The following is a 24,022-nucleotide window of genomic DNA, read 5'->3' on the forward strand; positions in this document are numbered from 1 at the left end:
CCGGTGCCGCCGCACCGTCATCGCACGCGCTCCACCGTCAGCGCCGCGCCGCCCGGTGCCTGTGCCTGCACGCGGCGGTCGTACATCGACTCGCCGTACGCGGGCGGCGCGACAAAGCGACCCGCGTTGCTCGCCTTGATCCGGTAGACGAACTCGCGCACGTCGGTCGTCGCGGTGCCGTAGATCACCACTCGATCCTCGCGCACGTCCGCGAACTGCGGTTGCCACGTCGACCCCGTCACGCCGATCGGCGAACGCCACGGCGCATCGGCCACCGGCGCCGACGCGCCGCCGTCCGGGCTGTCGCTGTCCTGCGTGTCGGTCGCGGGCGGCGGCGCGATCACCGGATCGAAGCCGCCGGGCAGCAGGTCGACGATCGCGATGTTGCCGACGTTCGCCGAGCCGGTCGCACGGATCTTCAGGTGCACGTCGATCTCCTGGCCGAGCGTGATCTTGTCGAGCGGCTTGCCGTTCGTGTCGGTGTAGTCGCGCACGATCTCCAGCCCGTTCTTGATCGCCTTCGTCGATGTGCCGCGGTCGTAGCCCGACTGGCTCGCGACCCACCACGCGGGCAGCGCACTGCCGTTCACGAAGTCGACGCGCGACGCGCCGGCCGCCCACGTGCCCGAACGCACGAGGTTCGCCTGGATCGACGACACGTCCTTCGCCGCAGCACCCGCACGCACCTCGTCGATCGCGAGCTGGTCGAGCTGCCCCGCGTTCGACGCCGCGTACGCATCGAGCGCGAGGATCGTCATCGCCGACGACAGCGTGTTGTAGCGGTTGTCGACCAGCGGCGCGGCGATGTTGTCCATCGCGCGCGGCGACAGCTTGCGCACGCGCTCGGGGAAGTGCTTCGCGAGCAGGTACAGCACGCTCGCATCGCGCGTCAGCGGATCGATGTAGTAGCCCGTCAAGTAATCGCCGTCGGACGCGCGCTTGCGTTCGAGCAACGCCTGCGGCCCGGCGATCAGCGCGGCGGCCTCCTTGTCCTGCTTCAGCAACTGGTACGACGCGGCGAGCCACGCGGCCGCGAGATCGTTCTTCCAGTCGTTCGGATACGCATCCTGCAGGCGCTTCTGCACGGCCGCGAGGCTGTTGGTCGTCACGTTGCCCTGACGCGTCAGCAGGTACACCGCGTACGCGCGCTGCCGCAGCAGGTCGAGCGAGCCGAGCGAATCGTTCGCCGCGAGCTTCTGCAGATACGCGTTGCCCGCGTCGAGCATGTCCTTCGGCACGGCCATCCCGCGCTCGCGCGCATCGAGCAGCACGTGCATCGCGTACGCGGACACGAACGGGTCGGCATCGGGCGTCGCACTCCACAAACCGAAGCCGCCCTGCGCGTTCTGCCGGCTGCGCAGCACGCCGAGGAACTGCGTGATCGCGCTCGCGTTCGCCGCGTCGGCACCGGCTTCGGGCGCATGCATCGCGCTCGTCAGCGCGCGCACCGACAGCCACTTCGACGCGAACACGCGCGGCACGACCGCGCTCACCATCTGCTCGCTGCAGTAGTGGTCGAAGTTGACGAGATACGACGACAGCCCTTCCGACAACACCAACGGCGCGGTCGAGATGCTCGCATCGCGCGACGCATACGCGTCGTACATCGGCCGCAGGTTCGGCACGCTCGCCTTCTTGCCCGGGTCGAGCCGCGCGATGTCGAGCTGCGTACGGAACGCGGCGGCCGGCCGTACCGACACGTCGACGCGCTGCTGCGCGCCCTTCGTGCCGTAGCGCGCGCCGAACGACAGCGCGCCCGAGCCGAGCGTGTCGGTCGCCTTCACGCGGAACAGCGCGACGCCCTCGTGTTGCGGCGCAAGCGCGACGTTCTGTGTCGCCGGTCCGATCACCTGCAACTGCGGGCCCGTCTTCAGCGTGACCGCGACCGGCACCGGCTGGTTGCCGACGCCCGTCAGGTTGTTCGCGACGCCGACGCTGACGTCGGCCTCGTCGCCCGGCGCGAGTGTCGTCGGCACGTTCGGCGACAACACGAAATCGCCGCGCACCGTCGTCGCGCCTTCGAACGTGCCGACCAGGTCCGGCGACACCGACACGGCCATCACGCGCAGCTTGCCGTTGAAGTAGTCGGGCACCGTGTAGCTCAGGCGCGTGTCGCCGTTCACGTCGACGATCCCCGACCAGTAGACGACCGGCTTGTCGCGCTTGCGCTTGAACGGGTTCAGCTGGCGGCCGATCGCATCGTCGGCGTCGCCGCCGGGCGCGGCCATCGCCATCAGCTTCTCGAAGTCCGGCAGGATCAGGTCGAGGATCTGCGACGTGCCGACTTCGAGCATCCGCTTGCGGAAGAAGAACTTCAGCGGATCGCCGAGCTTGTAGCGCGCGACCTGCAGGATGCCTTCGTCGACCGCGAACACGACGACCTTCGCGGGCTTCGCCGAATGCACGGTGAAGGTGGCCGTATCGCCCGGCTTCACGAGCGCGGGCGCGTCGACCGTCAGCGCGTTGCGGCGCGCGTCGAGGTTCACCGAGAACGGCACGACGCCATAGCTCAGCGGGCTCATGAAGATCTCGTCCGACGACGGGTCGCGAATGTACTGCACGTTGATGTAGCCGTTGCCTTCGAAGCCGGCCGGCACCGTGATGTGCTGGATCGAGCTCGTCGTGTCCGCATGGAACCATGCGTGCGCATACACCTTGTCGCGCTCGATCGTGATCAGGCCGCTGCCCGCGTAAGGCGCGCGGATCGCGATCTCGACCTGCTCGCCCGGTTTGTAGTCGTGCTTCGCGAGGCTCACCTGCAGCTCGGCGTTGCGGTCGAGCGAGCGCGTGACGTTCGCGTCGCCCGTGACCGAATACTCGATCCGGTTCACCGCGGTGCCATCCGCGCCGCGGATCACGAGCGCATAGCTGCCCGGCTTGTCGGTGCGCAGCGTGAAGTCGAGCCCGGCCGCCGGAATCGTCAGCGGCTTCTCGTCGACCGGCACTTCCTTCAGCCGCGAGTCGTATTTGTACGCGCCGGAATCCTGCTTGGTCAGCACCGACACGTAACGTTCCTCGACGAGCTGCGCGCGCAGGTCCTTCACGTCGATCGCCTTCGCGCCCGGATCGATCGCGACGAGCCGCACCGTGCGCGGGCTGCCGCGCTTCACGTACCCGAGATCGTCGGCCGACTTGTAGCCGACGAGCCAGTCGTTGTTCGACACGAGCGCTTGCGCGTTCGCGGCGACGTTGCGCCCGCCTTCCGCTTCATACGCCTTCGCCTGGAAGTAGACCTGGTAGGTCGCGTCCGCGTACTTGTCGAGATCGAGGTCGAACTCGGCATGACCCTTGTCGTCGGTCGTGCCGTCCTGCAGCGTGGTCGTATAGCCCTCCTTCGCGCGCCGCGCGTCGAAGAAGTGGTAACCCTGCCAGCTGCGGAACGACGGCCACACGGGGCGCAGCGTCAGCGTCGCCGCGACGCGGCGCTTCTCGGCCGGCGTGCCGAACAGGTTCTGCGCATCGACGATGCCCTTCAGCCCCTTCGGCTTCACCCACCCTTCGACGACCTGCTGCGACAGCTTCGCGTCGACCTTCATCCGGTCGGGCAGGAACTCCTTCACCTGCACCGTCGTGCTGCCGATCGGCTCGGCGCCCGGCTGGCCGTCCTTGACGATGTACAGGTTGACCGTCCAGGTGCCGGTCGGCGCCGTTTCGGCCGTCGTATAACCAAGCTCGGTGAAACCCGTCGCGTCGACGGATACCGGCTTGCGCTCGACGGTGATCCCGCGCGGGTCGACGATCTCCGCCTGCAGCGGCACGCCGGCCGGGCTGCGCGCCCAGCTCGCCGCGCGCACGATCAGGCCGATGTGGAACGGATCGCCGGGCCGGTACAGGCCGCGGTCCGAGAACAGGTACGCGGACAGTTGCCCCTGGCCCGTCGCGTTGCGTTCGCCGTCGACGTCGAAGCGCGAGAAGTCGAGCTGGCGGTCGCGGCCGGCCACCGGCAGGAACGACAGGTCGGTGTCCTTCTTCACGACATACAGTTGCGGACGCTTCTCGCGGTCGAGCCCCTTGAACGCGGGGAAATGCACGACGCCGTCGGCGCCGGTGGTCTGCGTGAACAGCGCCTGGCCGTTCACTGCAAGCACCGACACGGTTGCGCCCGCAACCGGTCGGCCGTTGCGGATCGACTGGATGAACACGTCCTGGCTGCCATCCAGCGCGCGCTTGACCAGCATCCCGAGATCGGTCACGACGATCAGGCGCGTGTCGCCGAGCGCGTTGTCGCTGTCGTCGCCGTTGCCGTTGTTGTTGCCCGAATCGGCGTTGTCGGACTGATCCTGGCTGCTGTCGTCGGACGACGCATCGCTGTCCTTCGCATCGTCGGCTTTCTTCTTCTCGGCGGCCGGGTCGTACTTCGACAGGTGCAGCAGGAACACGCCGCGCTTGCCGCCCTTCAGGTACTGGCCGAGATCGACGCCTTCGTAATGCGCCTTGCCGGGGTCGCCGGCCGGGAACGCACGCGTCTGCACGAAGCGCTCGACGATGTGATCCTCGCTGAACGAGTACGACAGCTCGGGCCGCGCGTACGTGCCGTTGTTGAAGCTCACGAGATGCTGGAGCTGGTCGGGCAGCACGCGGCCGATCTCGACCTTCATCCCCGGCAGGTTGCGCGACACGACCGACAGCCGCTTGCTGCCGCTCATCGACAGCAACGAGCCGTCGGCCATGAAGCGCAGCAGCTTCGGATAGTCGGGCACCGTGAACGCGGTCGTCACCGGCGCGCCGAGCAGGTAGCCGCCCGCCGACTTCAGGTCGCCCTCGAAACGCACGACGATGCGGTCGCCCGGCGTCGCGTGATACTTGAAACTCTGCAGCGTCGCGAAGTCGTTCTCGGTCGGCACCGCTTCGAGCGGCAGCGGCTTCGACTGCTTCAGCACCGCATCGCTGATGTCGGCCACGTTCCATTCGTACGGCGGATCGTCGTCCGACTGATCGACGCCCGGCTTGCGCTTCGGCAACACCCACGCCTTCGCGCGTGCGGCGAGATCGGCGCTGCGCACGCCGTCGGACGTTTCCGCGACGAGCACCTGTTCGGGTTCGTAACGCTCGTTGTCGACGAGCGTCGGCGCGACGTTGGCGATCGACAGGCTGTAGAGCCCCGGCACGCCGACCGATGCGTGCAGCACGGCCTGCGTGCCGTCGCCGCCGCGCGCGCTCTTCACGCCCTTGTCGACGTCGAGCCGCACCGTCAGCGGATCGCGCGGAATCTCGAGCGGCTGCGAGTAGACCCACGCGCTCGTCTTCATCTTGTCGTAGTTGACCGTGTAGCGCAGCGGCGTCGCGGTCTTGCCGTCGCGGGCGACCAGCACGAGGCCGATGCGCTTCTCGAGCTCGGCCGGATCGACCGGATAGTTGAAGCGCAGTTGCAGCAGCGCCTGCTTCTCCGCCGGATTGTCGGGGTTCTGGTAGAACTGGTTGTCGCCCGACGTCGCGGTGAACGCCGGCAGGTCGAACGCGAAATGATCGTCGCGCATCACCACCTGCGGCGCGAACACCTGATGCACTGCGAAGCGCACCTCGACGTGCGCGCCGACCGGCCAGTCGGCCGCCGGCGTAAAGCGCAGCGTCTTGTCGTCGGCCCATTCCCACGCACCCTTGAGTGCAGGCGTCATCTCGATGCCCTGCCCGGCCGGCTTGCCGACGAGCTCGATCGGCGCGGCCGATTGCGCGAACGCCACTTCGAGCGGATGCACGGTGATCTTCGGCTTGCCGCTGTCGTCCGCCTCGTAGGTCGTGATCGCCGGCGCCTTCACGGTGAAGCCGACAGTCTGCGGCTCGGGCGGCTTCGGCCGATGCTTGAACCAGTATGCGCCGTACCCGAGCGCGGCCGCGAGCAGCACGATGCCGCCGGCATGCCACGGGCGGCGGCGCACGGCCGCAGCGGTCACGCCGGGCCACGCGGGCGCCGTCCACGACACGTCGCCGACCAGCGGCCGCAGCACGCGACCGAGCAGGCGCCAGACGAACCCGGCCGCGCGAATCGGCAGGAGCAGCAGGAAGCGCAGCAAATCCATTTTGTTATTTCCTTGTCAAGGACGTGCTGCCGGCTGCGGCGACGTACCCCGAGATTTATTGGTCTGTGGCGGCGCGGCCCTGGTTGCGCCGTGAATGCTTGGAATGTTTTGTTCGACCGGATGCTGGGCGCCATTATCGACTAGAGCCGAAACGATGGAAATATCGGTGTGCCGGCGCGCAACGCCGGCCGATGACCGGCCGGTCGGGCGGCATTTCATCCGCGTCCCGGCCTCTGCACGCGGCCGCGCCGCGTTCGCTAGAATGCGCGGCTCGACAGGGATCGAATCGAAATGAAAGGAAACCGCTTGAAACTCCCGTTCGAATGGCAGATCGGGCTGCGCTACGCGCGCGGCGGCCGGCGTTCGGCCGGCGACGGCTTCGTGTCGTTCATCGCCGGCGCCGCGATGGCCGGCATCGCGCTCGGCGTCGCCGCGCTGATCGTCGTGCTGTCGGTGATGAACGGTTTTCGCACCGAAGTGCGCGACCGGATGCTGTCGGTGCTCGCACATGTGGAAATCTTCTCGCCGTCCGGCGCGATGCCCGACTGGCGGCTCACCGCGCACGAATCGCTGCGGAACCCCGCCGTGCGCGCCGTCGCACCCTATGTCGACGCGCAGGCGCTGCTGACGAACGCGGGCAGCGTGACGGGCGTCGCGCTGCGCGGTATCGATCCGGTGCTCGAGCCGCGCGTGTCCGAGATCGCACGCAAGCTGAAGACCGGGCGCCTCGACGCGCTCGTGCCGGGCGAGATGGGCATCGTGCTCGGCGCGGCGCTGGCCGAAACGCTGCACGTGAAGATCGGCGACCGCATCACGTTCTTCGCGCCCGGCAACAGCGCGCGCATCGGCGACGCGCTGCCGCGGTTCCGCCAGTTCAACCTGGTCGGCACGTTCGAGTCGGGTCACTATCAATACGACAGCGCACTCGCGTACATCCACATCCGCGACGCGCAGACGCTGTTCAACGCACCCGCGCCGACCGGCATCCGGCTGCGGCTCGACGATCTCCAGCGCGCCCCCGAAATCGCAATGGCGCTGTCGCGCACGCTGTCGGGCGATCTTTATATCCGCGACTGGACACGGCAGAACCGCACGTGGTTCGAAGCCGAGCGGCTGCAGAAGCGCATGCTGTCGCTGATCCTGATGCTGATCGTCGCCGTCGCCGCGTTCAATCTGGTGTCGTCGCTCGTGATGACCGTCACGCAGAAGCAGGGCGACATCGCGATCCTGCGCACGCTCGGCGCGCCGCCCGGGTCGATCACGAAGATCTTCGCGATCCAGGGGATGACGATCGGCCTCGCCGGCACGCTGGCGGGCGTCGCGCTCGGCTGCGCGATCGCGGTGAGCATCCCGTGGGTGCTGCCGGCGATCGAGCAGTGGCTCGGCATCCGCTTCCTGACGCCGTCCGTGTATTTCCTCAGCTCGCTGCCGTCGAAGCTCGCGGCGAGCGACGTGATCGAGATCGCCGCGGCCGCGTTCCTGATGTCGTGCGTCGCGACGCTCTACCCGAGCTGGCGCGCCGCGCGGGTGCGGCCGGCCGAAGCGCTGCGCGACGAATAGGCGCGACGGCCGGCGCGGCGTTACGCGATCTCGTGGAAGCCGACGCTGTTGCTGCCGTTCAGGATGTCTTCGAACGCGCCGCCCAGGCCGACGTCGATCAGGTTCGCGCGCCTGCCGTACGTCTTCTGACCTGCATCGTCGACGAAAACCGCCGCGCCCGACGACAACTGACGATCGGTATCCAGCAACGCGAGCGTGCCGCGCGCGCTGCCGGCCGACTGCTCGAACTTCAGCCGCGTGCCATCCTGCGTGGTGAAATGCCCGCCGATCTCTTCGAACTTCTGGTTGCGCGCGACGGACGCGTTGATCTCGCTCATGAAGTGGAAGTCCGCATCGGCGCGCTGGCTGGCCACCTTGCGATCGTCGTCCGTGAACGTGTCGCCCACCGCGGCAGCGCCCTGCCCGGCGAAGTCGACGGCCTGCTCGTGAAAGTCGCGTGTCGCGAGCACGAGGCCCGCGTTCGCGTTCAGCGTCGACTCCACCCACGCGCGATCGCTTTCCGTCATCGTCTTCGACACGACCTTGATCCGGCCGTTGTCGGTCATGAAATCGAACTGCGCGTCGGCCAGATCCGGACGCTTCGCGATGATCTCGTGCATGCTCGTCGCGAGCTGGCTGGTGACGCCGCGCAGCTTCGTCGTCAGGTCGCCCAGGATCGACATCTGCTTCATGCGCGCCGCCTGCATCGCCTCCTGATCGAGTGCCCGGATCACAAGCGGCGGGTCCTCCGGTTTCCCGGACGCCGTGTCCGCCTGCTGGCGCCCGTCGAGCGCCGCTTCCTGCGCCATCTGCGCGAGCGAAAGGCCGCCCGCCGCCGTGACCGAAATCGTCATTGCCCTCTCTCTCCTTTCAGACTGTTTTTTATTGTTTACGGACCGATTTCGGCGAAATTGAGACCGACGCCGCCCGGATTGGCGGCGACGTTCGATACGCGATTAGAAACTTTGTTTGATACAAACTAAAAAAGTTTGACACCAAGATTTCACTGAGATAAGTTTGCGCAAGCTTCCGGAAAGAAATCCGGCCAGCCATGCCGACATGCGTCGCGCTTTCCTGCCGTTGCAGCACCGCTGTTCGCAACATCCCCGCCTCATCGCATCGTGCCGTTCCGTTTCATCTGAAACCTGAAGGAAGGTCGGGCATGCCCGCATTTGATTCGCACTCCTGCATTCATGTCATGCCATCGGCATGGCTTCGACCGCGCGGCCCGAACCCGCTGCCGCGCTGACGCTTTCCGGTCGGGGCGATGCGATTGCCCCGACGCTCGCCGGGTTGCGCGCCGCGTGACGCGCGTCGACACCGGCCGTGACACCCGGGCATGTCGCCCGGCGCTTTCGAAGGTGCAGTTCCGCTTCATCCGACGCAGCACCCGGCCAGGCCGCAGGGGGCATATCGCGAGCCGGCCGGTTCACGACAATCACGAACAAGAACGAGGTCGAAATGAACATTCATCGAACCGGATTGCGGCGCGCGTGGCTTCCCGCGCTCGTTGCGGCCGCAACGCTCGCCGCCTGCGGCGGCGACGACGGCGGCAGCGTGGCGGGCGCCTCCGCGCTCGCGCAGGGCCAACAGGAGGGGGCCGCCGCATCGGCGGCCGACAAGCAGTCGCTGGCGTCACGCGTTTCGCCGTCCGGCGTCCCGTACGCCAACCCGGCCAGCGGCGGGCGCTACCGGCCCGTGATTACGAACGGCCAGGTGCAGCCGTCGCTGTCGGGCGGCACGATCGAGGAGAACGCGTGGGTCGACACGCCGGTCGATTCCGACGGCGACGGCACGCGCGACCGCATCCACGTACGCATCGTGCGCCCGGCCGAAACCGCGAATGGCGCACGCACGCCTGTCATCGTGCTCGCGAGCCCGTACTACGCAGGGCTTGCCGACAGCCCCGACCACAACGTCGACGTCGAACTCGACGGCACGCCGCATCCGGCCGCGAACGCATCCGCGTCGGTATCCGCATCGGCGTCCGCGCGCATCATGGCCGCCGCGCCGCAGGTGCGGATGCTGCAACAGGTCGAAGCGGCCGCCGCCGGGCGCTCGTGGATCGAAAGCTACTTCGTGCCGCGCGGCTTCACGATCGTCTACGCGGATTCGCTCGGCACCGCCGGCTCGGACGGCTGCCCGACGATCCTGACGCGCGACGAATCGGTCGCGATGGCGTCGGTGATCCGCTGGCTCGGCCGCGATGCGACCGCGAAGGACGCGAACGGCAAGACGGTCGTCGCGAACTGGTCGACGGGCCACGTCGGCATGTACGGCGTGTCGTACGACGGCACGCTGCCGAAGATGGTCGCGAGCCTGCGCACGCGCGGGCTCGACGCGATCGTGCCGGTCGCCGGGTTGACGAACATGTACGGCTACTACCGCTCGGGCGGGCTCGTGCGTGCGCCGGAAGGCTATCAGGGCGAGGACGTCGACGTCTATATCAAGGCGTTGCTGACGAACGCGCACCCGGAGCGCTGCACGCATCTGATCGATGAAGCGTTGCAGCAGGAAGACCGCAAGACCGGCGACTATTCGCCGTTCTGGGCCGCGCGCGACATCCCGACCGCGTTCGCGGTCGCGCCGGCGCTCGTCGCGCAGGGGCTGACCGACGACAACGTGCGCGTCGACCAGTCGACCTCGTGGTATCTCGCGATGCGGCGCCAGGGCGTGCCGACGCAGCTGTGGCTGCACCGCCTGAAGCACACCGATCCGTCACGCGTGCCGGCGATGGCCGACGCATGGACCGCGGAGGTGAACCGGTGGTTTACGCGCTACCTGATCGGCTATGACAACGGCGTCGAGCACGATCCGCGCGCGGTGATCGAGCAGGCCGACGGCAAGCTGCTGAAGGAAGCGGACTGGGCCGCACGTCATGCCACGCCGGTCACGTATTTCGCGGGCGGCGACGGCACGGGCACCGGCACGCTGCTGCGGATGCCGACCGGCGGCCCGCTCGCACGCTTCACCGACGATGCGCGCATTACCGCGCTCACGCTGGCGAACGCGCCGACCGGCGAAAACCGCAGCCGCTTCGAGACCGCGCCGCTCACGGCCGCGACGCGCCTGTCCGGCGCCGCGACCGCACGCGTCAGGCTGACCTTCACGGGCGTGGCCAACGTGACGGCGTTGCTCGTCGACCGCGCGCCGGACGGCACGGCCACGATCGTCACACGCGCATGGACCGACCCGCGCAACCGCTTGTCCGACTGGCTGTCGGAACCCGTGCTGCCCGGGATGCCGTACGACCTGAAGCTGACCTTCATGCCGCGCGACTACAAGCTGGAAGCCGGCCACCGGCTGAGCCTCGTCGTCCTCTCGAGCGACAACGAGGCGACGCTGCGGCCGACGCCGGGCACGGGCCTGACGCTCGATCCGGCCGGCACGTCGGTCACAGTGCCGCTCGCGTCGGTTTCGTCCTGAGCGCGCCCGCGTGACTCAACGCGGACGGCGACCGGCGTCTCCTCGACGTCGGTCGCCGTCGGCATCGCTTGATCGCCGCAAGACTTGATTCAACCGCGACTCAAACGGGCGTCAGCACCGGCTGCCCCGCGAAATGCCGCGCCGCGTTGTCGAGAAACTGCTGCACCGAACGATCGAGTGCCTCGGGCGACCAGCCGCCCATGTGCGGCGTCAGCACGACGTTGTCGAGATCCGTCAGCGCGCGCGGCGGCTCGGGTTCGCCTTCATACACGTCGAGCCCGGCGCCCGCGATGCGCCCTTCGCGCAGCGCGTCCGCCAAAGCAGCGGTATCGACGACGCTGCCACGCGACACGTTGACAAGAAAACCGCCGGGTCCGAGCGCATCGAGCACCGCGCGATCGATCAGGTGCCGCGTGCCCGCGCCGCCCGGCGTCGCGACGATCAGGAAATCGGCCCACTGCGCGAGCGCGTCGATCCGGTCGAAATAGCGGTACGGAACGGGCTTCGCCGAGCGGTTGTGATAACCGATCTCGATGTCGAAGCCGGCCGCACGGCGCGCGCACTTCTCGCCGATCTTGCCGAACCCGACGATGCCGAGCTTCTTGCCCGACACGTTCGGCGGCATCGGCAACCCCTCACGCCACACGCCCGCGCGGGTTTTCGCGTCGAGCCGCACGACGCCGCGCACCGCCGCGAGCAGCAGCGCGAACGCGTGATCGGCGACGCAATCGTCGTTGGTGCCCGCGCCCGTGACCACGGTAATGCCGCGCGCCTTCGCATGCGCGACGTCGATGTGTTCGTAGCCCGCGCCAAGTGCGCTGACGAACGTCAGTTGCGGGAGCCGATCGATCTCGGCAGCGGCCAGGCCCGTGCTGCCGTTGGTCAGCACCGCGCGAATCGTGCCGCCGGATTCGGCGATCGCGCGCTCGCGCTCCTCGGGGGTCGGGGCATAACGCACGTCGAACGACGCGGCGATCTCGCGATGCGCGTCGCCGCGCAATGCGATGAGGACCAGCAACTCGGGCTTCATGGCAGGAAGTGTCCGCAGGCGGGAATGGATTTCAGTGTAGCAAGCCCGCGTGACGGATGCGGGTTATCCCCACACAGGCTGTGGGCGCGCCGCCGCACGCGGTTTGCCAAAGCCCGTTCAGTCAAGTAACTTTCGGCCTACGCCCCCGTCCTGGAGATTGGCCAATGAAGCTCGCCCTGCCCGCCCGGATTCTGGGCCTCGCGCTCGCCGCCGCCCTCGTCGCGCCCGGCGCGCACGCCGACACGCCCGTCGTGGTGTCGTCGAAGATCGACACCGAAGGCAACCTGCTCGGCAACATCATCGCGCAGGTGCTGAAGGCCCACGGCATCGCCGTCACCGAAAAGATCGCGCTCGGCACGACGCCGATCGTGCGCAAGGCGCTCACGAGCGGCGAGATCGACATCTACCCCGAATACACGGGCAACGCCGCATTCTTCTTCAACAAGGCCGACGATCCGGTCTGGAAGGACGCCGCCAAAGGCTACGACACCGCGAAGCAGCTCGACTACGCGGCGAACCATCTCGTGTGGCTCACCCCTGCACCCGCGAACAACACGTGGGGCGTCGCCGTGCTCGCACCCGTCGCGCAATCGCAGCATCTGAAGACCTTCTCCGATTTCGGCAAGTGGGTCGCGGGCGGCGGCAAGGTGAAGCTCGCCGCGTCGGCCGAATTCGTGAACAGCGCGTCCGCGCTCCCGTCGTTCGAGAAGGCTTACGGCTTCAAGCTGAAGCCCGAGCAGCTCGTCGTGCTGTCCGGCGGCGACACGGCCGCGACGATCAAGGCCGCCGCGAACCAGACCGACGGCGTTAACGCCGCGATGGTCTACGGCACCGACGGCGGCATCGCGTCGAGCGGCCTCGCGGTGCTCGACGACGACAAGCACGTGCAGCCCGTCTATGCGCCGACGCCCGTGATCCGCGAAGCGGTGCTGAAAGCGCATCCGCAGATCGCCGACTACCTGAAGCCGGTGTTCGCGAGCCTCGACCTGAAGACGCTGCAGTCGCTGAACGCGCGCATCCAGATCAACGGCGAGCCGGCGGCCGGCGTCGCGAAAAGCTATCTGAAATCGAAGGGCTTCGTTAAATGACCGATCGCGCGGCGGCGTCCGCGCGGCGCGTGACACTCGACAAGGTCGGTATCCTGATCGGTGTCCTGACGATCGTCGCCGTGCTCGGCCTGCCGTTCGCGGTGCTGCGGCCGAACCGGATCGCGGCCGGCACCGATCTGTCGCTGTTCGCCGCGCTGCCCGCCATGCAGGGTGCCGCGCTCGCCGCGCTGTGGATCGTCGGCGCACTGTGGACGATGACGGCGAGCCGCCCCACGTGGCGGCTCGCGGCCGGCTGCACGTGGCTCGCGACGCTCGCTTATGCGGTCGGTGCGATCGCGACGCACGTCGTTGCACCCGACGACACGCTTGCACGCGTGTCGCCCGCCGCCGGGGTCTGGCTGCTGCTGTTCGCCTGGGCGGTGCTCGTCGCCGACGCGCTCGCGCGGCTCTCGTTCGGTCCGTGGCGGCGGCTCGTCGCGCTCGTCGTCGCGATTGCGGCGATATCCGCGCCGCTTGCGAGCGGCTGGTGGGACGGCCTCTCCGTGATGCGCGAATACGCGGTGCGCAGCGACGATTTCTGGAACGAGGCGATCCGGCACGTGTCGCTCGCGGGCGGCTCCGTTGCGGCCGCACTCGTCGCGGGCGTGCCGCTCGGCATCGCTTGCGCACGCGTCGCGGCGGTGCGGACCGTCGCGATGCCCGTGCTCAATATCGTGCAGACGATCCCCAGCATCGCGATGTACGGGCTGATGATGGCGCCGCTCGGCGTGCTCGCCGCGCACGTGCCGCTCGCGGCTGCGCTCGGCATCCGCGGCATCGGCGTCGCGCCGGCCGTGCTCGCGCTGTTCCTGTATTCGCTGCTGCCGATCGCGTCGAGCGTCGTGGTCGGGCTCGAGCAGGTGCCGCCGCACGTGACCGAAGCGGCGCGCGCGATGGGCATGACACGCGCGCAGCGGCTGCTGCGTGTCGATCTCGTGCTCGCGCTGCCGGTGATCCTGAGCGGCGTGCGCATCGTGCTCGTGCAGAACATCGGTTTGACCGCGGTCGCCGCGCTGATCGGCGGCGGCGGCTTCGGTACCTTCATCTTCCAGGGGATCGGGCAATCGGCCGCCGATCTCGTGCTGCTCGGCGCGATCCCGACGATCGCACTCGCACTGGCGGCGGCCGTCGTATTCGAAGCCGCGACGTCGCTCGCGAAGGGACGTGCAGGATGATCGAGATCGAACGTGCGGGCAAACGCTTCGGCGACGTCGTCGCCGTCGACGACGTCTCGCTGACGATCAAACGCGGCACGATCACCGCGCTCGTCGGCGCATCGGGCAGCGGCAAGTCGACGCTGCTGCGCATGATCAACCGGCTGATCGCGCCCACCAGCGGCACGATCCGCATCGACGGCGTCGATACGGCGACCGTCGCGCCCGAGCAGTTGCGGCGCGGCATCGGCTACGCGATCCAGGGGCACGGGCTGTTTCCGCACTGGAGCGTCGCGCGCAACATCGCGACCGTGCCGCGCCTGCTCGGCTGGCCGTCCGATCGCATCGGCGCGCGCGTGAACGAGCTGCTCGAACTGTTCCATCTCGCGCCGGCCGAATTCGCGGACAAGCTGCCGCACGAACTGTCGGGCGGCCAGCAGCAGCGCGTCGGCGTCGCGCGCGCGCTCGCGGCCGAGCCCGCGATGCTGCTGATGGACGAACCGTTCGGCGCGCTCGACCCGATCATTCGCGGCAAGGCGCAGGACGACCTGTTCGCGTTGCAGCGCCGCCTCGGCATCACGGTCGTGATCGTCACGCACGATATCGAGGAAGCGCTGAAGCTCGGCGACACGATCGCGGTGATGGACGGCGGACGGCTGCTGCAGGTCGCGTCGCCGGCCGAGATTCTCGGCAAGCCGGCGGCCGGTGTCGTCGAGCAGCTCGTCGCGGGCGTCGACCGGCCGCTGCGCCTGCTTGCGCTGACGCCGATCGACGCGGTCGCCGAACCCGGCCATGTCGACGGTGAACCGATCGCCGCGACGCGCACGCTGCGCGATGCGGTATCCGAGCTGTTGTGGCGTGGCGTCGATGCGCTGCCGGTCGACGATGGCGACGGCCGCAACGAACCCGGCGCGCGCCGCATCACGCTCGACGCGATCCGCGCGCACGCGCGGAAGCCCGCATGACGGCGCATCGCGTGCGGCCCGCGCGTTCGGTTATGCCCGCCTTGGTAGCCCGCGCCGCCGCGTTCGCGCTGCTGCTCGTGCTGCTGTTGCGCCCCGTGTGGCTGCAGGGCCTCTTCGCACCGTTCGCCGACAACGGCGCGCCTGTCATCTACGATCGCGCGAGTCTGCTCGACCTCACGCTCGCGCATCTCGGTACGGTCGCTCTGTCGAGCCTGATCGGCACGATCGTCGCAGTCGCAGCCGGGATCTTCGTCACGCGGCCGTCCGGCGCGGATTTCCTGCCGGTCGCGCGCAGCGTCGTCGATATCGGCCAGACCTTCCCGCCGGTCGCGGTGCTCGCGCTCGCGGTGCCGGCCGTCGGTTTCGGCTTGAAGCCCGTGCTGATCGCGCTCGTGCTGTATGGACTCCTGCCCGTTTTCGAAAGCACGATCGCCGGGCTCGAAGACGTGCCGCGCGACGTCGTCGACGCCGCGCGCGGGATGGGGATGAGCGGCTGGCAGCAACTGGTGTCCGTCGAGTTGCCGCTCGCGTTTCCGGTGATCGTCAACGGGATCCGGCTCGCGGTCGTGATCAATCTCGGCACCGCGACGATCGGCTCGACGGTCGCCGCGCGCGGGCTCGGCGACGTGATCATCGCGGGCCTGCAGACGTCGAATACCGCGTTCGTGCTGCAGGGCGGCCTGATCGTCGGGCTGCTCGCGGTGCTGGTCAGCGATGCGATCGGCGCGATTGCGCGGGTGGCGACCGCGCGGCGCGCGTAAGGTTTGCGGTGCAGCACGCTTTAAGCGTGTGTTAAAAAACGTCAGCGCGCGATCGCGTGGCGTTTATCCGGACTACGATGCGTGTCCGCGCAACGATCGCCCCATCGAATCGTTGTGCACCGAAACAAGCCTACATGCCGCTTTCATTCGAGCCGGCGTTCGACAACCCGTGGCCATTGGCCGATATACTATGCGCCTCCCATTTCCCCGCACTTCACCATGCGACGGTTTCTCTCGCTAATCGTGCTTTCGTTCGGCATCGCGCAACAGGCATCGGCGCAACAAGCGCCCGCGCTGCCTGCGTCCGCGCCCGAAGCGATTGCATCGGCACCGGCCGTCGCATCCGCGCCGCTCGCCAACGCCAACGATCAGCCGAACGAAGCAAACCGCCGCATCACGTCCTACCTGACGAAGAAATTCGGTGTCGCGAAGGAACGGGCCGCGAAGCTCGCCGATATCGTGAGCGTCACAGCGACGAAATATTCGCTGCCGCCGGCACTCGTTTACGCCATCATCTCGATCGAATCGCGCTTCCAGGAAAAGGCACGCGGCCAGCATGGCGCGACGGGGCTGATGCAGGTCGTGCCGGCCGCGCACCGCGGCCTGCTGCGCAACGTGAAGGATCTGACGGAGCCGAACGCGAACGTCGAAGCCGGGTCCGCGATCCTGTCGGGCTACGTCAGGGCGGCCGGCGGCAACGTGCAGGCCGGGCTGAAGAGTTATGGCGGTTCGAATGCGTATGCGGCGAAAGTGATGCAGCGCGTCGATTCGTTCCGGTTCGTGCTCGAACCCGACGACGACGCGAAAGCCGCGAGCGATACGAAGGCGCGAATGGTGCCGGTCAGCGAATCGTCGACGTCGCCCTCGGCCGCGAATCGCAGCACCCGATAAGCGCAATTCGCGCGGCACGCCCCTTCATTCGTGCGCGAAATGCTCGCGCAGAAACTCGATGAAAATCTGCGTCTTCGCAGGCAACAAGCGCGTTTCCGTCATCGCGTAGACGGGAACGGGCGCGCCCTCCCATCCAGGCAGCACGCGGCGCAGCCGGCCGGCGGCCACGTCGTCGGCCACTACCGCCTCCGGCACCTGAATGATCCCCGCGTCGTGCACGGCCAGTTGCCGGTTCATGCCGACGCTGTTCACGACGAACCGCCCGCCCACCGGCACCTCGACTTCCCGCACGCCATCGCGCAACGCCCACGTCGCGACGCGCTGCACGCTCAGGCACTGGTGCCGAGTCAGGTCGTCCGGTTCACGCGGCTCGCCCGCTTGTTCGAGATAACGCTGCGACGCATACAGCTGACTGCGGAACGTCGCGAGCCGCCGCGCGACGAGCTGCGAATCCGCGGATTCGCCGATGCGGATCGCGACGTCGAACGGCTCGCTCACCAGGTCGACGCGCCGTGACGTCAGCTCGAAATCGAAGGTCAGCTTCGGGTGACGGTTCGCGAATTCGACGATCAGCGGCGTCAGGTAGATCACCGCGAAATCGACTGGAAACGACGCGCGCAGCACGCCCGCGGGTTCGGCCAGCAGTTCGCCGAGCTGCTCGTGCGCGAGCCGCGCCTCGTCGACGATGCGCTTGCAGCGCTCGAAATACAGCTGCCCGGCCTCCGTGAGCTCGATGCGGCGCGTCGTGCGATGCAGCAGCCGCAGGCCGATCGCCTTTTCCAGCGCGCCGATCCGCCGTGACAGCGTCGAATTCGGCATCCCCAGCGCGTCGGCCGCACTGCGAAAGCCCTTCGCCTTCACGACCTCCACGAACAACGCCATGTCGTTCAGCAGTTCCACGCCCACTGCTCCATCAATGGATCAATGTTATCCAAACTACCATATTTATCTCGAAAAGGAAGCAATGGATGATGTGTCCATGGCAGCGAGGTTCGCGCAACGATGCGCGGCCGGCGCCCGATACGGCATCGCCCCGGTGCCGTGACCCGACCCTAGAGGAGCACGCATCATGGACGCACTGTTCACCCCGGCCCGTGTCGGCCGTTACACGCTGCAAAACCGCCTCGTCATGGCGCCGATGACGCGCAGCCGCGCGGCATTCGACGGCACGCCCGGCGAACTGGCTGCCGAGTACTACGCGCAGCGCGCGGGCCTCGGCCTGATCGTCACCGAGGGCACGCAGCCGTCGGACGACGGCCAGGGCTACCTGATGACGCCCGGCATCTACACCGATGCGCACGTCGCCGGCTGGAAGGCGGTCAGCGATCGCGTGCATGCGCACGGCGGCCGTCTGTTCATTCAGCTGATGCATGCGGGGCGCATGTCGCATCCCGACAATACGCCGCATCATCGTCAGGGCGTCGCGCCGTCGGCGATCGCGCCGGGCGTACCGATGTTCACGGCGACGGGGATGCAGGACATTCCCGCGCCGCGCGCGCTGACGACGGACGAAGTGCACGACACCGTGAATGACTTCCGCTTCGCCGCGCGCCGCGCGATCGAAGCCGGCGCCGACGGCGTCGAGATCCATGGCGCGAACGGGTATCTGATCCAGCAGTTCTTCGCGCCGAGCGCCAATACGCGCAGCGATGTCTACGGCGGTTCGATCGAGAATCGCGCCCGCTTCGCGATCGAGGTTGCGACGGCGATCGCCGACGAAATCGGCGCGGACCGCACGGCGATCCGCCTGTCGCCGGGCAACACGATGTGGGGCATTGACGAAGGCGCGGAAGGGCCGGATCTGTACCGTTATCTCGCGACGCAACTCAACCCGCTCGGCCTCGCTTACGTGCACGTGATGCACCACGGCGACGATGGGCTGCTGGCCGACCTGCGCGAGCGCTGGAGCGGCACGCTGATCCTGAACCGGCCGGGCCGCGCGCGCGACGCGATCGGGACGGATGTCGCAGCAGGTATTGCCGATCTTGAAGCCTACGGACAGATGGTGCTCGCCAACCCGGATTTCGTGACGCGGCTGAAGACGGGCGCGCCGATGAACGATGCGCAACACGCGACGTACTTCGGCGGCGATGCGCGTGGGTATGTCGACTATCCGGCGCTGAGCGGCGCGGCTGCGGCGTAACGGTCGCGCGCGGGCTTTCGCGAAGCCCGCGCGCGAATGCGAATGTCAGAGCAGATCGGTGCGCACCTGCCACGCCGAGTCGTACGAAAAACCGTAATCATCGCGCAGGGTGTCGCAGGTCACATTTGCCCGACCGGCGTGCCGTTAGTCGAAATACGCACGCGATGCGGCATCAAGCATCGTCTTGCGAGCCCGCCGGCACGGCCTGCGCCGCCATATGTTCGCGCAATGCCTTGCGTGCCACGATCACTTCGCGTTTCGGCACGACGAGCAGATTGAGACCGAAACCGTCCAGTACCTTGAACAATTTGTCGAGGCTCACTGCCCGGCCGTTTTCCAGCCGAGACAGCACGTCCTTGGAGACACCGAGCATATCGGCCGCGTCGTCGATGCGCATCCGGCTCTGCGCTCGCCGGTTGCGAATGAGTGCCCCCATCGCCGCCAGATCCTGAGCCAGTGGGTCGGGGGTCGCGATAGGTTTCGGTAAGGTGCGGGCCATAATTCCGGGTTTCCAGGAACAAAGCGGTTTGTCTGTTCAGTGAACCCATTGTTCTGATATTTCAGGAATTATGCAAGACGGCAAACCATGCCGTCCGCCTCCCTCAATCCGTCGCTCAAATCTGCCCCGCCGCCCCCGTCCACCGCAAATAATCCCCACGCATCCAGTCGAGCGACACGCCGACACGCTTCGTACCGGGCCGGATCTTCGGCTTGTACACCGACAGCGTCAGCGACTCCAGCGCCGGCCATTCGCGGAACGACAGCACCGCGATATCGGCGACGAGCGTCTCCAGCAGCCGCGTATGCGGCTTGTGCGACAGAAACGCCGCGACGCGCGCGCAATAACCGTCGTAATCGATCCACTCGCCCTGCTCGCTCGGCTCGCAGCGATACCCGAGCCGCGCATCGATCACGATCGGCTGCGGCGCTTCATGCTCGTGCGCGTGAATGCCGATCCGCGCAGGCACCTTCAGTTCGTCGACGAACACGCTCCAGCCGCGCCCGCGCAGGCGCGGCGCGTCGATCGCCACGAACGGTTCGTCGAACGGCTTCATGACGCGAGCGGCGTGGCCGCGTCGAGCATGATGCGCACGAAGTAGTCGGCGAAGCTGCGGCGCAGGACGATCTCGAACGCATCGTCGCCGGTCGGGATCAGCACGATCGACGTCTTGAAGTAGTGCGACTGCGCGCACTGGCCGGGCTTGAACGCACGCGGATGGAAATCGAGCGGGCAGCCGCGTGCAAGCACGTCGCGCACGCGTTCGCCGCTGATCTCGACCACCGTATAACCGCTGCCAACATCGACGGCCGCCGCATACGAACCCTGCACGGCCTCCGCGAGCCTGGCCTCGAGCACGCCGGCCTGCACGGGGCCGTTCGAGCGCACCAGCCATTCGTCGGGGCCGAGCCACAGCACGTCGTACTCGGCGCCGCGCACGATCGTGTTCGGCTCGGCGGGCGGCCGGCAGCCGACCACGCGCTCGAACGCAGCGACGAACGCCGGATCGCTCAACTCGCCACGCACGTTGACGAGGTCGAGGAACGGCCGCTCGCGCAGCGCGAACTTCTTCGACGCGCGCGCCTGATGCGTCTTCAGCACGTCGGCCGCGCCGACGAACGGCGATTCAAGCGTCACGCCGCCCGCGCCCGCCACCTGCGTCTGGTTTCTCGTTTCATTCCACATGCTGACGCACCCCTTCGGTATCGTAGAAAACCGGGCTCGAGATCTTCGCGGTGATGCGCTTGCCGTTGGCCAGCGGAATCACGACGCTCTCGCCCATCTTGTTCAGGCCGCCCTTCACCACCGCGAGCGCAATCGAGCGCTTCAGGATCGGGCTGTAGTAGCTCGACGTCACATGGCCGATCATCGGCGTCGGATCGACCGCCGACACCTGCGTGTCCTTCGCGACGATCTGCGCGCCTTCCGGCAGCACGACCTGCTCGTCCTCGGTCAGCAGGCCGACGAACTGCTTGCGGCCTTCCTTCGCGGTGTCCGAGCGCGCCAGTGAGCGCTTGCCGAGGAAGTCCTTCGACTTCGCGACGAGCCCGCCCATCCCGAGGTCGTACGGCGTGACCGAACCGTCGGTGTCCTGCCCGACGATGATGTAGCCCTTCTCCGCGCGCAGCACGTGCATCGTCTCGGTGCCGTACGGCGTGATGTCGAACTCCGCACCCGCGGCCATCAGCGCTTCCCACACCGCGCGGCCCGCATTCGCCGGCACGTTCACTTCATAGGCCAGCTCGCCCGAGAAGCTGATCCGCATCACGCGCGCCTTCGCGCCCGCAACGGTGCCGTTCCGGTAGCTCATGAACGGGAACGCCTCGTTGCCGAAGTCGATGTCCTGACACACCTTCTGCACGACCTTGCGGCTCTTCGGGCCGACCACCGCGAACGTCGCCCAGTGATCGGTGACGGACGACAGCCGCACCTTCATGTCGGGCCATTCGGTCTGCAGCCAGCGTTCGAGCCACGTGAGCACGCGCGCCGCGCCGCCCGTCGTGGTCGTCATCATGAAATGCTGGTCGGCGAGGCGCACCGTCACGCCGTCGTCGAACACCATCCCGTTCTCGTCGAGCATCAGCCCGTAGCGGCACTTGCCGATTTCGAGCTTGTTCCACGGGTTCGTGTACATCCAGTTCAGCAGCTTGACCGCGTCGGGGCCCTGGATGTCGATCTTGCCGAGCGTCGATGCATCGAGGATGCCGACGCTGTTGCGCACCGCGAGGCATTCGCGCTTCACGGCCGCATGGAGATCCTCGCCGTTCTTCGGGAAATACCACGGCCGCTTCCAGTTGCCGACGTCCTCGAACAGCGCACCGTGCTCGACGTGCCATTCATGCACGCAGGTCTTGCGGATCGGGTCGAGGAAATCGCCGAGCTCACGGCCCGCGAACGCGCCGAACGTCACCGGCGTGTAGTTCGGGCGGAACGTCGTCGTGCCCGTTTCCGGAATCGTCTTGCCGAGCGCCTGCGCGAGGATCGCCATCCCGTTGATGTTGCCGAGCTTGCCCTGATCGGTGCCGAAACCCATCGCCGTGTAGCGCTTCACGTGCTCGACCGACTCGAAGCCTTCGCGCGCGGCGAGCAGGATGTCGGCGGCCGACACGTCGTTCTGGAAGTCGACGAACTGCTTCGGCCCGCGTGCCGCGGCCTCGCGGCTGCCGACGAGCCACAACGGCTGCAGTGCGCCTTCGACGGTTTCGGCAACCTGCGGCGCGACCGGGCGCTGCGCGGCCGTGAAGCCCGCCGCCTTCGCCGCTTCCGCGCCTGCATCGACCGCGAGCCGCAGCGCGCGCGCCAGGCCGAATTCGCCCGCCGCCGCACCGATGCTCGCTTCCGCCTGCACGGGCTTGCCCGGCAGGAAGCACGCCTTCTCGTCGTTCCAGCAGGCCTTGCCGCCCGACTGCGCGAACAGGTGCAGCACGGGGCTGAAGCCGCCCGACATCGCGACGAGGTCGCACGGCAGCGTCTGCAGCTTGCCGCCCACCTGGCCGTTGGTGCTCGACGCGACGTCGACCGACGCTACGCGCCACTTGCCCGACGCAGCCGTCACGACCGCACCGCTCATCACCGTCACGCCCTGCCGCTTGGCAGCGGCCGGCAGCGCGCCGTTCGACGATGCGCGCGAATCGACGACCGTCACCTTCGCGCCGCATGCCTTCAGGTCGAGCGCGGCCTGGTACGCGCGGTCGTTGTTCGTGAACACGACCGCATTGCGGCCCGGCAGCACGCCGAAGCGATGCACGTAGGTGGACACGGCGGACGCGAGCATCACGCCCGGCAGGTCGTTGTTGCCGAACACGATTGGACGCTCGTGCGCACCGGTCGCGAGGATCACGCGCTTCGCGCGGACCTTCCACAGCAACTCGCGCGTGCCCTTGCGCATCGACACGGGCAGGTGATCGGTCAGGCGCTGCGTGACCGTCACGAGGTTGTGGTCCTGGTAGCCGAACGCGGTGCTGCGCGACAGGATCGTCACGTCGGGCAGCTTGCGCAGTTCGGCCTCGATCTTCTCGACCCACTGCAGCGCGGGCTTCGCGTCGATCTCGGCGCGGCACGACAGCAGGCTGCCGCCGAGCTCGCGCTGGTCGTCGACGAGGATCACGCGCGCACCGGCCAGGGCCGCCGCATGCGCGGCCGCGAGACCCGACGGCCCGCCGCCGACGACGAGCACGTCGCAGTGCGCGTAGCACTTGTCGTAGCGATCGGCGTCGAGCACTTCAGGGGCCTTGCCGAGACCGGCCGCCTCGCGGATCTTCTCTTCGTACTTCGGCCACATCTTGCGCGGCCACATGAAGGTCTTGTAATAGAAGCCGGCCGGCAGGAAGCGCGAGAACTTCTGGTTGATCGCGTACTTGTCGTTCTCGAGCGTCGGCTCGGCGTTCACGCTCGTCGCGACGAGCCCCTGGTACAGCTCGATTTCGGTCGCGCGCGCGTTCGGCACCGTGTACGGGCCCGATTCGAGCTGCACGACGGCATTCGGTTCCGCGACGTCCGCAGTCACGATCCCGCGCGGGCGGTGGTACTTGAAGCTGCGCGCGACGAAGTGCACGCCGTTCGCGAGCAACGCGGACGCGAGCGTGTCGCCCTGGAAGCCCTGGTATGTGCGGCCGTTGAACGTGAACGTCAACGGAATCGCGCGATTGATGCGGCCACCGGTGCCGAGACGGTCTTTCTGGCTCATTTGCTCGTGCCCTCTTCGTGTGCGTTGCCGGCGGCTGCGCCACTGATGGCAGCCCCACCGAACTTTTCGTAGCCCTTGATATCGTAGGTCACCGTGTCGCGCGTGGCCTTGAACCAGCGGCGGCAACCCTGCGCATGCAGCCATTGCTCCTTGTGCAGCCCGCGCTTGTTCTCGCGCATGAACACGTATTCGCCCCATTCGCGGTCGGTCATGTTCTCGTTATTGACCGGGCGCACGATGTCGGCTTCGCCGCCGCACGAGAACTCGGATTCGGCGCGCGGCCCGCACCACGGACATTCGATCAGCAACATGTTTCTTTCTCC

At 67.8% G+C, this 24,022-nt stretch carries 18 protein-coding genes; 8 read left to right on the forward strand and 10 right to left on the reverse strand.

All coding sequences use genetic code 11. The features are described 5' to 3' along the window. Positions 1 to 17: 17 nt before the first annotated feature. On the reverse strand, positions 18 to 6,017 hold the full coding sequence (locus ACTRWB_RS28505) for an MG2 domain-containing protein (protein ID WP_446903811.1): 6,000 nt from the start codon (positions 6,015 to 6,017) through the stop codon (positions 18 to 20). A gap of 291 nt (positions 6,018 to 6,308) precedes the next feature. Between ACTRWB_RS28505 and ACTRWB_RS28510 the strand changes: the two genes are divergently transcribed. After that, a complete protein-coding gene (locus tag ACTRWB_RS28510) occupies positions 6,309 to 7,577 on the forward strand; it encodes a lipoprotein-releasing ABC transporter permease subunit (RefSeq protein WP_446903812.1) in 1,269 nt (422 codons plus the stop codon). A gap of 20 nt (positions 7,578 to 7,597) precedes the next feature. Here the strand turns inward: ACTRWB_RS28510 and ACTRWB_RS28515 are convergent, their stop codons facing one another. After that, positions 7,598 to 8,410, reverse strand: a complete 813-nt coding sequence (locus ACTRWB_RS28515; protein ID WP_446903813.1) for a hypothetical protein — start codon at positions 8,408 to 8,410, stop codon at positions 7,598 to 7,600. A 342-nt stretch (positions 8,411 to 8,752) separates the two neighbouring features. Then, complete coding sequence (locus ACTRWB_RS28520; RefSeq protein WP_129515692.1) at positions 8,753 to 9,025, reverse strand: hypothetical protein; 273 nt, start codon at positions 9,023 to 9,025, stop codon at positions 8,753 to 8,755. Here ACTRWB_RS28520 and ACTRWB_RS28525 point away from each other — a divergent pair. After that, entirely contained in the window at positions 9,018 to 10,982 is a 1,965-nt protein-coding gene (locus ACTRWB_RS28525; protein WP_446903814.1) for a Xaa-Pro dipeptidyl-peptidase, read from the forward strand. The two genes, ACTRWB_RS28520 and ACTRWB_RS28525, sit on opposite strands and share 8 nt — an antisense overlap. A 100-nt stretch (positions 10,983 to 11,082) precedes the next feature. Here the strand turns inward: ACTRWB_RS28525 and ACTRWB_RS28530 are convergent, their stop codons facing one another. Further along, the gene (locus ACTRWB_RS28530) at positions 11,083 to 12,012 is read right to left on the reverse strand and encodes a 2-hydroxyacid dehydrogenase (protein ID WP_446903815.1); all 930 of its coding nucleotides are present in this window, start codon (positions 12,010 to 12,012) and stop codon (positions 11,083 to 11,085) included. 164 nt (positions 12,013 to 12,176) lie between these two features. On the opposite strand from ACTRWB_RS28530, the gene osmF reads away from it, so the two are divergent. The 5 genes from osmF (at position 12,177) to ACTRWB_RS28555 (ending at position 16,871) form a co-directional block, all read left to right on the forward strand. Continuing rightward, positions 12,177 to 13,100: a glycine betaine ABC transporter substrate-binding protein OsmF gene (gene osmF, locus ACTRWB_RS28535; protein ID WP_446903816.1), complete on the forward strand. Its 924-nt coding sequence runs from the start codon at positions 12,177 to 12,179 to the stop codon at positions 13,098 to 13,100. Next, the gene (locus ACTRWB_RS28540) at positions 13,097 to 14,275 is read left to right on the forward strand and encodes an ABC transporter permease (RefSeq protein ID WP_446903817.1); all 1,179 of its coding nucleotides are present in this window, start codon (positions 13,097 to 13,099) and stop codon (positions 14,273 to 14,275) included. The genes osmF and ACTRWB_RS28540 overlap by 4 nt, the downstream gene beginning before the upstream one ends. After that, positions 14,272 to 15,219, forward strand: a complete 948-nt coding sequence (locus ACTRWB_RS28545; protein WP_446903818.1) for an ABC transporter ATP-binding protein — start codon at positions 14,272 to 14,274, stop codon at positions 15,217 to 15,219. The genes ACTRWB_RS28540 and ACTRWB_RS28545 overlap by 4 nt, the downstream gene beginning before the upstream one ends. Continuing rightward, positions 15,216 to 15,980, forward strand: a complete 765-nt coding sequence (locus ACTRWB_RS28550) for an ABC transporter permease (protein ID WP_446903819.1) — start codon at positions 15,216 to 15,218, stop codon at positions 15,978 to 15,980. Before ACTRWB_RS28545 ends, ACTRWB_RS28550 begins: the two co-directional genes overlap by 4 nt. A 219-nt stretch (positions 15,981 to 16,199) precedes the next feature. After that, complete coding sequence (locus tag ACTRWB_RS28555) at positions 16,200 to 16,871, forward strand: lytic transglycosylase domain-containing protein (RefSeq protein ID WP_446903820.1); 672 nt, start codon at positions 16,200 to 16,202, stop codon at positions 16,869 to 16,871. A 24-nt stretch (positions 16,872 to 16,895) separates the two neighbouring features. Here the strand turns inward: ACTRWB_RS28555 and ACTRWB_RS28560 are convergent, their stop codons facing one another. Then, entirely contained in the window at positions 16,896 to 17,771 is an 876-nt protein-coding gene (locus ACTRWB_RS28560) for a LysR family transcriptional regulator (RefSeq protein ID WP_446903821.1), read from the reverse strand. A gap of 169 nt (positions 17,772 to 17,940) precedes the next feature. On the opposite strand from ACTRWB_RS28560, the gene ACTRWB_RS28565 reads away from it, so the two are divergent. After that, a complete protein-coding gene (locus ACTRWB_RS28565; protein WP_446903822.1) occupies positions 17,941 to 19,014 on the forward strand; it encodes an alkene reductase in 1,074 nt (357 codons plus the stop codon). Between the two features lie 172 nt (positions 19,015 to 19,186). Here the strand turns inward: ACTRWB_RS28565 and ACTRWB_RS28570 are convergent, their stop codons facing one another. The 5 genes from ACTRWB_RS28570 to ACTRWB_RS28590 all read right to left on the reverse strand — a co-directional run bounded on the left by ACTRWB_RS28570 (position 19,187) and on the right by ACTRWB_RS28590 (position 24,010). Beyond that, the gene (locus tag ACTRWB_RS28570) at positions 19,187 to 19,513 is read right to left on the reverse strand and encodes a helix-turn-helix domain-containing protein (RefSeq protein ID WP_343493546.1); all 327 of its coding nucleotides are present in this window, start codon (positions 19,511 to 19,513) and stop codon (positions 19,187 to 19,189) included. 115 nt (positions 19,514 to 19,628) lie between these two features. Beyond that, on the reverse strand, positions 19,629 to 20,069 hold the full coding sequence (locus tag ACTRWB_RS28575) for a dihydroneopterin aldolase (protein WP_446903823.1): 441 nt from the start codon (positions 20,067 to 20,069) through the stop codon (positions 19,629 to 19,631). Beyond that, positions 20,066 to 20,698: a sarcosine oxidase subunit gamma gene (locus ACTRWB_RS28580; RefSeq protein WP_446903824.1), complete on the reverse strand. Its 633-nt coding sequence runs from the start codon at positions 20,696 to 20,698 to the stop codon at positions 20,066 to 20,068. Before ACTRWB_RS28580 ends, ACTRWB_RS28575 begins: the two co-directional genes overlap by 4 nt. After that, on the reverse strand, positions 20,688 to 23,699 hold the full coding sequence (locus ACTRWB_RS28585; protein ID WP_446903825.1) for a sarcosine oxidase subunit alpha family protein: 3,012 nt from the start codon (positions 23,697 to 23,699) through the stop codon (positions 20,688 to 20,690). The genes ACTRWB_RS28580 and ACTRWB_RS28585 overlap by 11 nt, the downstream gene beginning before the upstream one ends. Next, positions 23,696 to 24,010, reverse strand: a complete 315-nt coding sequence (locus tag ACTRWB_RS28590) for a sarcosine oxidase subunit delta (protein ID WP_129515706.1) — start codon at positions 24,008 to 24,010, stop codon at positions 23,696 to 23,698. Before ACTRWB_RS28590 ends, ACTRWB_RS28585 begins: the two co-directional genes overlap by 4 nt. Positions 24,011 to 24,022 lie beyond the last annotated feature (12 nt).

The sequence above is a fragment of the Burkholderia sp. YIM B11467 genome, from assembly GCF_052952715.1.